This window comes from Streptomyces xiaopingdaonensis, assembly GCF_000262345.1.
Lineage (GTDB): Bacteria > Actinomycetota > Actinomycetes > Streptomycetales > Streptomycetaceae > Streptomyces > Streptomyces xiaopingdaonensis.
Genome location: NZ_AJTQ01000018.1, coordinates 1 through 9,069 on the forward strand (window position 1 = coordinate 1; position 9,069 = coordinate 9,069).

A 9,069-nucleotide genomic window follows, 5' to 3' on the forward strand; every position below is an offset into this window, starting at 1 on the left:
CGGCACTCGCGTGTGCGCAGGGGCGCGTAGAGTGCCGGACATGGCGGACGAGGACGCACAGGGCGCGAGCGGCAGCCTGCGTGCGGGGCGTGCTCCGCGTGTACGCCGGGTGGTCTCGCTCGTCCCCTCGCTGACGGAGGCGGTCGCGGCGACGGAGCCCGGGCTGCTCGTCGGCGTCACCGACTGGTGTACGCACCCTGCCGAGCTGGACGCCGCGCGCGTGGGCGGCACGAAGAACCCAGACGTGCGCCGCGTCGCCGCACTCGCGCCCGATCTCGTCCTCGCCAACGAGGAGGAGAACCGCGCGCCCGATCTCGACGCGCTGCGCGCCGCGGGGCTGCCCGTGCTCGTCACCGAAGTGCGGTCGCTGCCCCAGGCGTTCACCGAGCTCGACCGCGCGCTCACGGTCGGCTGCCGGCTGCGCCGCCCGGCCTGGCTCGACGAGGCGGAGGAGGCGTGGGCCGCGACGCCGGCCGAGTTCGACGTCCCGGCCGTCGTGCCGATCTGGCGGCGGCCCTGGATGGCGTTGGGCCGGGAGACCTTCGCCGGCGCGCTCCTCGCCGTGCTCGGCGTCCGCAACGTCCTCGCCTCGCACCCGGAGCGGTACCCGCGCGTCCCCGTCGAGGAGCTCGGCTCCGCCGGCGCCGGGCTCGTCGTCCTGCCGGACGAGCCGTACCCGTTCTCCGCGCAGGACGGCCCGGAGGCGTTCCCCGGGCTGCCCGCCGCTCTCGTCCCGGGGCGGGAACTCACCTGGTACGGGCCGTCGTTGCGGGAGGCGCCCGGAGTGCTCCGGCGCGCGGTGCGCGCGGCGCTCGGCTGAGCGTGCGGGGCTTTCCGGGCGCCCTGCGGTTCGCACACGTGTTGGCCTAAGGTCGTTCCGTGAGCATGTCGACGCCTCCCGGCTGGTACCCAGATCCCGCACAACCCCCCAACTCTTCGCCGCAGGAACGCTGGTGGGACGGGGGCACCTGGACGCAGCAGAGCCGCCCGGCTCCCCCGCCGCCCTACGGCCCCTCGCCCCACGTGCCTCAGCCGGAGCGGGCGAGCCGCCGGGGGCCGATGATCGCGATGATCACGGGCGCGGCGGTACTCGTGGCCGCGTTGCTCGTCGGCACCGTCCTCTTCTTCCTGCCGGGCGGCACCGACGACGAGGCGGGCGACGGCAAGCCGGGACCGGACTCCTCCGAGGACGGCGGGGGGCAACCCGGCGAAAGGGACAGGGGCGTGGACCCCGATCCTGCGCGCGGCGTCCGCCTCCCGGTCCCCGAGGGATGGGAGCCCAGCGAGGACCTCGACGGGATCGCCGTCAACAGCGGCGAGTACACCTGCCCCGGCGGCGACGGGAAGCGCTGCGTGCGCGGCTCCTCGCTCGTCATAGAGGCGACGACGCAGGGCGACCTCGCCGAGGTGGCCAAGCGGGACATACGGGAGAACGCGGTCCGTTCCTACAGCACGGAGACGTTCGGCGGGATCACCTCGCACTCCGTCGTCACCTCGGGGCGTACGAAGATCGCCGGCGAGGTCGGCTACCGGGTCCGGTGGAAGATAGAGAACAAGCTCAACCCCGACGCGTACGTCGAGTCGGTCGCCTTCCCGCACCCGGACGGGTCGGGGCAGATCCTCGTCGTCCGCTCCAGCATCGACCTCCACGCCGACTCGCCGCCGCTCAGCGACCTCTCCCGGCTCATCGCGGGGCTGCGTGAAGGCGACGGCGGGCCGTCCGGGGGCGGTTCGGACGACGGCGGCTCGCGCGAGGCCGTCTGAGCCGCGGCGGCCGGGGACGGCGCGCGTCCCCGGCCGCCGTCAGAGGAAGGTGTGCCCCTCGCCCCGGTAGGTCGGCACGGTCTCGCGCACGCGGTCGCCCTCGATCAGGTGGAGCGCGTCGAAACGCTCGCACAGTTCACCGGACTTGGCGTGCCGGAACCACACGCGATCACCGAGGAGCAGGTCGTCCGCGGGGGCGCCGAGGAGCGGCGTCTGCACCTCGCCCGGACCCTCTTGCGGGTCGTACCGCAGCCCCTCCGGCAGGTAGGGCTGGGGAAGCCGGTCGGCCCCCGCGACACCGGAGGCCGGGTACCCGCCACCGAGCACCGTGACGACGCCGACGCCCGGACGCCGCACCACGGGCGCGGCGAAGAGGGCCGCCGGAGTCCCGGTGAAGGAGCGGTAGTTGTCGAAGAGCCGCGGCACGTAGAGCCCCGAGCCGGCCGCCACCTCGGTCACCGCCGGTTCCGCCGCCGTGTGCTGCACGCTGCCCGTACCGCCCCCGTTGACGAACTCCAGCCCCGGGCAGACGGCCCGCACCGCGCGCACCACGGCGTCGCGCCGCGTCGCGAGTTCGCGCCTGGCCGCCTGCTGCATCAGCCGCACGGCCCGCGAGCGGAGCGGACGTCCGGGCACCGCGTCCCCGACGCCCGCCACCTGCGCCTCGTACGCCATCAGACCCACGACACGGAAGCCGGGCCGCGCCTCCACCCGGCGCGCCAACTCGGCCACCTCGGCGGGGGAGTGGAGCGGGGAGCGGCGTGCCCCGACGCGTACCCGGCCGCCGAGGAGACGCAGCGAGGCGTCCAACTCCAGGCAGACACGGACCTCTTCGGCGCCCCCCTCCCGCGCGGCGTCGATCAGGGCGAGTTGGGCGGGGTCGTCGACCATCACGGTGACGGCGCCGGCGAACTTCGGGTCGGCCGTGAGCTCGGCGTACGAAGCGCGGTCCGCCGAGGGGTAGGCGACGAGCACGTCCTCGATCCCCGAGCGCGCCAGCCACAGCGCCTCGGGCAGGGTGAAGGCCATGACGCCGCTGAAGCCCTCGCGGGCCAGCGCCCTGTCGAGGAGCGCCCGGCAGCGCAGCGACTTGCTCGCCACCCGCAACGGCTTGCCGGCGGCCCGGCGTTCGAGAGCGGCCGCGTTGGCGTCGAACGCGTCCAGGTCGACGACGGCGAACGGGGCGTCGAGGTGGGCCGTCGCACGGTCGTATCGCAGCCGGTCCGCGGGGAGTTGCCTGCTGGTATCGAACACGTCAGCAGCTTGCCAGAGCCTGAGCACGCAGCACACCCCGACCGGGCTCCGGGTTGCCGACCCTCCCCGTGGGCACCGTAGAGTGACGCAGCACGCCGTGCCCGAGGGTGCACCGGTGTGCTGTCCGATGCGAACATGCCTGCGTTCAGCGGGTGTTCGCGTGGGGTGGTACCGGCCGGGAGGAGTGCACAGGGTGAGCAGGGACTCGGGCCGCCCCCGCATACCGCCGCCCCCCGCGGCACCACCGCGCCCGAGCGCGGCCCCCGGCACGGAGTTCCCGCCGCCTCCCGCCTCCCCGCCCCGGGGGAACGGATCGGCGCGCGGCGGGTCGAAGCAGAGCGGCGGGCCGCAGAGAACGGAAGCCGAGCCGACAGGACCGATGCCGAAGTACCCGGAGGCGGAGGGGCGCAGGGATGCGGCATCCCTAGCGCCGGACCGCAGCGCACGACCGCCCGTGTCCGCCGTGCCCCCGCAACCGGCGCCGCCCACCGGCGAGCCCCTCGGCGCCGCGCGCCCCCGCACGACGCCGAGCCCCCGCATTCGGCAGGAGCCTCACCCCGCTCCGGAGCCGCCGACCGATCCGCCCGCGAGCCCCCCGCTCCACGGCCCCCGACGCCTGCTGCCCCGGCGCGAAGGCGAGCGCCGCGCCCCCGCTCCGCGCACCCTCGCAGCCGCGGTGTGCCTCGTCATGGGCATCGGCCTCCTCGGCGGCGCGGCGGCGGGCGCCTGGCTCTCCGGCCCTTCGGGCGGACCTGGCGGACCCGACGACTTCAACGGAGCGCGCACCCTGTGGCGCGACGTACCCGTCGACGAACTCTTCCCCGAGGTGCTGCGGAGCGAGGCGGCGGGACCCGGCGGCTCCGACCGGAGGTGGACCCGCGTCGCCGTCGCCCCCGACAGCGGCTGCGCCCACGCCTTCGACCCCATGCTCACCAAGGCGCTCTCGCAGGTCGGCTGCGGCCGCCTCGTCCGCGCCACCTACGTCGACGAGACGACCAGCGGCGTCACCACCGTCGGCCTGCTCTTCACCAAGGCCGACGAGGACGGAATGAAGGCGCTGCGAAAGCGCTTCGCGGTCGAGAACCTCACCGAACGCACCGACTTGATGCCCCGTCCGTACGCGGCGCGCGGCACGGTCGCCGCCGACTTCGGCGACGCGCAGCGGGCGAGCTGGACCGTGCACGTCCTCGCGGACGCGCCCGTCGTCGTCTACTCGGTCACCGGCTTCGCCGACGGACGCACCGTCAGCGACCCGCAGGCGGCGGCCGAGGCGACGGAGAAGGGGGAGACGTCGGCGGCGGCCCAGTCCGGGCTGGGACACGACGCGCAGGGCGTCGCCGACCGCGTCGAACAGGCGCTCCGCCAGGCGGCGGGCGACCCGGACGCCGTCCCAGGCTCCACGGGCGGCGGTTCGGGCACGGGCGAGGACGGCGGGGACGGTACGCGGACGCACCGTTCGTCGGCGCGGTGAAGGAAGGAGCCGAGGTGTCGGGGATGCCCGGGCGCAAGACGCCCTGCCGGGCGCGCAGTTGGAGGGCGTACGCCGCGTCGGGCGCCGTGGCGCTGCTGCTCGCCGGCGTCGCGGCCCCGGCGGCGCACGCGGAGGACGGCGACATCCAGGCCCGCCAGTGGGGCCTGAAGGCGATCCAGGCCAAGGACGCGTGGAAGACGACGAAGGGCAGCGGCGTCACCGTCGCCGTCCTCGACACCGGCGTCGACGCCACCCACCCCGACCTGGAGCAGAACACCGTCCAGGGCAAGGACGTGCTCGGCATGGGCGCCTCGCGCGGCGACCGCGCCTGGGCCCGGCACGGTACGGCCATGGCGGGGATCGTCGCGGGGCACGGCCACGGCAAGGACGGCAAGGAGGGCGTGCTCGGCGTCGCCCCCGAGGCGAGGATCCTCCCCGTCCGCGTGCTGCTGGAGGACACCGACCCCAAGCGCGGCGCGGCCCGCAAGAAGCACCCCCACGCCCTTTCCGAGGGCATCCGCTGGGCCGCCGACCACGGCGCGGACGTCATCAACCTCAGCCTCGGGGACGACAGCCGCTCGGCGCACCCGGACGCCCACGAGGACGCGGCGGTGCGGTACGCGCTGCGCAAGGGCGCGGTTGTCGTCGCCTCGGCCGGCAACGGAGGTGCCAAGGGCGACCACGTCTCCTACCCGGCCGCCTACCCCGGCGTGATCGCGGCCGCCGCCGTCGACCGCTACGACGCGCGCGCGGCCTTCTCCACCCGCCGCTGGTACGCCACCGTCTCGGCGCCCGGCAAGGACGTCCTCATCGCCGACCCCGACCGCGACTACTACGAGGGCTGGGGCACCAGCGCGGCGGCGGCCTTCGTCTCGGGCGCCGTCGCACTCGTCCGCGCGGCCCACCCCGAGCTGAGCCCCGCACAGGTCAAGGAGCTCCTCGCCGACACCGCACGGAACACCCCGGAGGGCGGGCGCAGCGACGCGCTGGGCACCGGCGTCGTCGATCCGGCGGCGGCGATCGAGATGGGCACCAACGTCAAACCCCGGAAGCAGCTTCCGAGTCCGCAGCCGCACAAGCAGCAGTACTTCGGCGACGGCCCGACCGACGGCTCCGGTATCGGCTGGTTCGCCCCCGTGGCCGCCGTCGCGGGCGCCGTGCTGATCGCCGCGTCCCTCGCGCTGTGGAGGGGCGGCGTCCCGGCCGCGATGAGACGGCCGAAGAACGGCTGACGACGAGGCGGCCGCCGTGTGACCCACGGCGCAGGCCCGCCCGGCCCTGCGGATACGCTCCTGAGGTGTCCACGAAGAACATCCCCGCCCCCGCTTTCGCCGACGACGACGGCTCCGCCGACCCCGCGCTCACCGCCGCCCTCGCCGCCTGGCGGGCCGACGCGGAGGCCCCGCACGCCGAGGCCCGCGTCCTCGAAGCACTCGCGGGGGCGCGGCTGTTGGTACCGGTCGTCGCCGTCCTGACGGAGGAGGAGCGCACGGAGAGCGGCCTGCGGCAGGAGAAGAGCAGCGACATGGCCGTCCCCACGCTCACCGCGCCCGACGGCAGCCGTGCGCTCCCCGCCTTCACCTCCACCGACGCGCTCGCACGCTGGCGCCCCGACGCGCGCCCGGTCGCCGTCCCCCTCCGCCAGGCACTCCACGCGCTCGCGCAGGAGGGCGCCGACACGCTCCTCCTCGACCTGTCGGGGCCCGTCGCCTACGAGGTGACCGGCCGCGCACTGCGCGCCCTCGCCGCGGGCCGCACCGGCACCCCGCTCGCCGAGAGCCCGGAGGTGGCTGCGGCTCTCCGCGGTCTCCTCGCGGACCAACCGCGGGTGCGCGCCGCCCACTTGACCCCTGGCGGCCGCGACTCCGACGGCACGCTCGTCCTCGCTCTGGACGCCGAGGAAGCCGCACCCGAGGTCGCCCGCGGCCTCGCCGATTCGCTCGCGGCCGACGAGACGCTGCGCGCCGGCCTCGTCCACGGCCTCGACCTCGCCCTCCTGCCGCCCGGGAGCGAGCTGCCTGCCGAGCCCTTCTACCGCCGCGGACCCCGGACCTGACCGGCGTGGGGCAGCGGGAGCGGCTCCCGGCGTGCGAGCCCCCGCGCGCTGTCGCATGCTCGTGAGGGTCAAGCGGGACCGCACCCGCTCTCCGCATCCCTCACGGGAGGCTCCATGCAGGCCACGGAGATCAGAACGGCGCTCCTAGAGCAGGAGAAGGACCCCAAGCCGCTCGCCGCCGAGTTCCTCGGGACGCTGCTGCTCGTCTTCTTCGGCGTCGGCGCTGCGGTCCTCTCCGGCGAGTACGTCGGGACCCTCGGCATCGCTCTCACCTTCGGTTTCGTGATGCTCGCCCTCGCCTACTCGATCGGCTCGATCTCCGGCAGCCACGTCAACCCGGCCGTGACGTTCGGCATGCTCCTCGCGGGCCGCATCAGCGTCGAGCGCGCGGTCCGCTACTGGATCGCGCAGATCCTCGGCGGTATCGCGGGTGCGGCGATCCTCTTCCTCGTCGCGAAGCAGGTCCCGGGACTGGACACGCACGAGACGTTCGGGAGCAACGGCTTCGCCGACCGCTCGGCGGTGCAGATCAACACCGGCGGCGCCTTCGTCGCGGAGCTGGTGCTCACCTTCCTCTTCGTCTACGTCGTCCTCTCGGTGACGCACAAGATCGCGGTGGTCGGCTTCGACGGGCTCCCGATGGGCATCGCCCTCGCGACCGTGCACCTCGTCGGCATCCCGCTCACCGGCACTTCCGTGAACCCGGCGCGCAGCATCGGCCCCGCGCTCTTCGCGGGAGGAGCCGCCATCACGCAGCTCTGGCTCTTCATCGTCGCGCCGCTGATCGGCGGAGCGCTCGCCGCCGCCGTGCACCGCCTCACTCATCCCCAGGTGACGAGGGGCACCGAGACACTCAACGCCGAGCCCGAGTGAACGCGCGGCTCGACCCCCGGGGACGGCCGGGGAGGGAAGGGCCTGGGCGGGGCGGCCGTCGCGACGGCCGCCCCGCCCACGGCCGGACGGCTCAGCGCCTGCCGGGTCAGCCGAAGACGGGACCCGTGTACTTCTCGCCGGGGCCCTGTCCGGGCTCGTCGGGGACGGTGGACGCCTCGCGGAAGGCGAGCTGGAGCGACTTGAGGCCGTCGCGCAGCGGGGCCGCGTGGTACGAGCCGATCTCCGTCGCGCTCGCCGTGACCAGCCCCGCGAGGGAGTGGATCAGCTTCCGCGCCTCGTCGAGGTCCTTGTGCGCCTCGCCCTCCTCGGCGAGGCCGAGGTTGACGGCGGCCGAGCTCATGAGGTGCACGGCCACCGTGGTGATCACCTCGACCGCCGGGACGTCCGCGATGTCGCGGGTCATGCTGTCGAAGTCGGGGTTCTCGCCGGCGGGGCCGGCGGGTACGGCGTCGGTCATGCGGGCAAGCCTAAGGCGCTGCCTGCCGGGGGAGGCCCCCGCGTCCGTGTGGGCTACCGCGCTGCCCCTGGTATGGTTGGTGGTCGACCGGCTGAAAAGAACTGCAGCACTGGTGCCCGCCGCCGTACCGCATCTTCCCAGCCCGCAAGTGGAGGCTCCGTTCTCCCACCTTGGGTCCCCAGGACCCGGGTCTCAGGTCAGGTTGCGCCCCGCGGATTCCGCGGCGGTGCTCCCGGTCTACGAGGAGCCCCGCCTGTGTTCCGTCCGGGGCGTTTTGTGCGCCTGGGTACGGGCGGTCATCCCGATCACAGACTCATAGCGCGGCCGTCCGCCAGACCGCCGCGCGGCGTACCCGAGGAGGCCCCATCAGCGCCGAGCCCCGCATCAACGACCGGATTCGCGTCCCAGAGGTGCGACTCGTCGGTCCCAGTGGCGAGCAGGTCGGCATCGTGCCGCTTGCCAAGGCCCTGGAGCTTGCACAGGAGTACGACCTCGACCTCGTCGAGGTGGCGGCGAACGCCCGCCCGCCGGTCTGCAAGCTCATGGACTACGGAAAGTTCAAGTACGAGTCGGCCATGAAGGCTCGTGAAGCGCGCAAGAACCAGGCGCACACGGTCATCAAGGAGATGAAGCTCCGGCCGAAGATCGATCCGCACGACTACGACACCAAGAAGGGTCATGTCGTCCGGTTCCTGAAGCAGGGTGACAAGGTCAAGATCACGATCATGTTCCGTGGTCGTGAGCAGTCCCGTCCCGAGCTCGGCTTCCGGCTGCTCCAGCGGCTCGCAGACGACGTGGCCGACCTGGGCTTCGTGGAGTCCAACCCGAAGCAGGACGGCCGGAACATGATCATGGTTCTGGGTCCGCACAAGAAGAAGACCGAGGCCATGGCGGAGGCCCGCGAGGCACAGGCCGCGCGCAAGGCCGGCCGTCAGCAGGACTCCGCCGAGGACGAGGAGTCCGCCGAGGAGCCTGCCGAGGCGTGATCCTCCGGGGACCGCGTCAGAAACCAACCGAACCAGTCGGTGCTTCCGCGTGCCGGGCACGCTGCCGGCGGACGGAAGCACCGTGACGAGGAGACTACGGCGACATGCCGAAGAACAAGACCCACAGTGGGGCCCGCAAGCGCTTCAAGGTCACCGGCTCTGGCAAGGTGAAGCGCCAGCGCGCTGG

Annotated in this window: 10 protein-coding genes; 8 read left to right on the forward strand and 2 right to left on the reverse strand. The window is 74.0% G+C overall.

Annotation, left to right across the window (positions count from 1 at the left end):
* Nucleotides 1-40 precede the first annotated feature (40 nt).
* Both UWG_RS0101185 and UWG_RS0101190 read left to right on the forward strand, forming a co-directional pair.
* Complete coding sequence (locus UWG_RS0101185; protein WP_016905377.1) at nucleotides 41-820, forward strand: helical backbone metal receptor; 780 nt, start codon at nucleotides 41-43, stop codon at nucleotides 818-820.
* A 65-nt stretch (nucleotides 821-885) separates the two neighbouring features.
* On the forward strand, nucleotides 886-1,764 hold the full coding sequence (locus tag UWG_RS0101190) for a DUF2510 domain-containing protein (protein WP_078495567.1): 879 nt from the start codon (nucleotides 886-888) through the stop codon (nucleotides 1,762-1,764).
* 39 nt (nucleotides 1,765-1,803) lie between these two features.
* Here the strand turns inward: UWG_RS0101190 and UWG_RS0101195 are convergent, their stop codons facing one another.
* Nucleotides 1,804-3,018, reverse strand: coding sequence for an amino acid deaminase/aldolase (locus UWG_RS0101195; protein WP_016905379.1), 1,215 nt, complete (start codon nucleotides 3,016-3,018; stop codon nucleotides 1,804-1,806).
* A 463-nt stretch (nucleotides 3,019-3,481) separates the two neighbouring features.
* Between UWG_RS0101195 and UWG_RS29275 the strand changes: the two genes are divergently transcribed.
* From UWG_RS29275 to UWG_RS0101215, 4 genes are all read left to right on the forward strand, one after another.
* The gene (locus UWG_RS29275; RefSeq protein ID WP_237719956.1) at nucleotides 3,482-4,489 is read left to right on the forward strand and encodes a hypothetical protein; all 1,008 of its coding nucleotides are present in this window, start codon (nucleotides 3,482-3,484) and stop codon (nucleotides 4,487-4,489) included.
* 23 nt (nucleotides 4,490-4,512) lie between these two features.
* Complete coding sequence (mycP, locus tag UWG_RS0101205) at nucleotides 4,513-5,721, forward strand: type VII secretion-associated serine protease mycosin (RefSeq protein ID WP_033195907.1); 1,209 nt, start codon at nucleotides 4,513-4,515, stop codon at nucleotides 5,719-5,721.
* Nucleotides 5,722-5,786: 65 nt separating this feature from the next.
* Entirely contained in the window at nucleotides 5,787-6,545 is a 759-nt protein-coding gene (locus UWG_RS0101210) for an SseB family protein (protein ID WP_016905382.1), read from the forward strand.
* A 114-nt stretch (nucleotides 6,546-6,659) separates the two neighbouring features.
* Nucleotides 6,660-7,418: an MIP family channel protein gene (locus UWG_RS0101215; RefSeq protein WP_016905383.1), complete on the forward strand. Its 759-nt coding sequence runs from the start codon at nucleotides 6,660-6,662 to the stop codon at nucleotides 7,416-7,418.
* A 106-nt stretch (nucleotides 7,419-7,524) separates the two neighbouring features.
* Here UWG_RS0101215 and UWG_RS0101220 read toward each other — a convergent pair whose 3' ends face one another.
* Entirely contained in the window at nucleotides 7,525-7,896 is a 372-nt protein-coding gene (locus UWG_RS0101220; protein WP_016905384.1) for a DUF1844 domain-containing protein, read from the reverse strand.
* Between the two features lie 365 nt (nucleotides 7,897-8,261).
* Between UWG_RS0101220 and infC the strand changes: the two genes are divergently transcribed.
* Nucleotides 8,262-8,882 carry a translation initiation factor IF-3 gene (gene infC, locus UWG_RS0101225; RefSeq protein WP_078495568.1) on the forward strand — a complete coding sequence of 207 codons (621 nt, stop codon included), beginning with the start codon at nucleotides 8,262-8,264 and terminating at the stop codon, nucleotides 8,880-8,882.
* Between the two features lie 104 nt (nucleotides 8,883-8,986).
* Nucleotides 8,987-9,069: large ribosomal subunit protein bL35 (locus tag UWG_RS31880; protein ID WP_162130076.1), on the forward strand; the 83-nt coding region annotated here is incomplete at its 3' end.

Excerpts from the sequence above, each read along its gene's own strand:
- UWG_RS0101215 (WP_016905383.1), top strand. The coding sequence starts at position 6,660 with ATGCAGGCCACGGAGATCAGAACGGCGCTCCTAGAGCAGGAGAAGGAC.
- UWG_RS0101185 (WP_016905377.1), top strand. The coding sequence starts at position 41 with ATGGCGGACGAGGACGCACAGGGCGCGAGCGGCAGCCTGCGTGCGGGG.
- mycP (WP_033195907.1), top strand. The coding sequence starts at position 4,513 with ATGCCCGGGCGCAAGACGCCCTGCCGGGCGCGCAGTTGGAGGGCGTAC.
- UWG_RS0101190 (WP_078495567.1), top strand. The coding sequence starts at position 886 with ATGTCGACGCCTCCCGGCTGGTACCCAGATCCCGCACAACCCCCCAAC.
- UWG_RS0101220 (WP_016905384.1), bottom strand. The coding sequence starts at position 7,896 with ATGACCGACGCCGTACCCGCCGGCCCCGCCGGCGAGAACCCCGACTTC.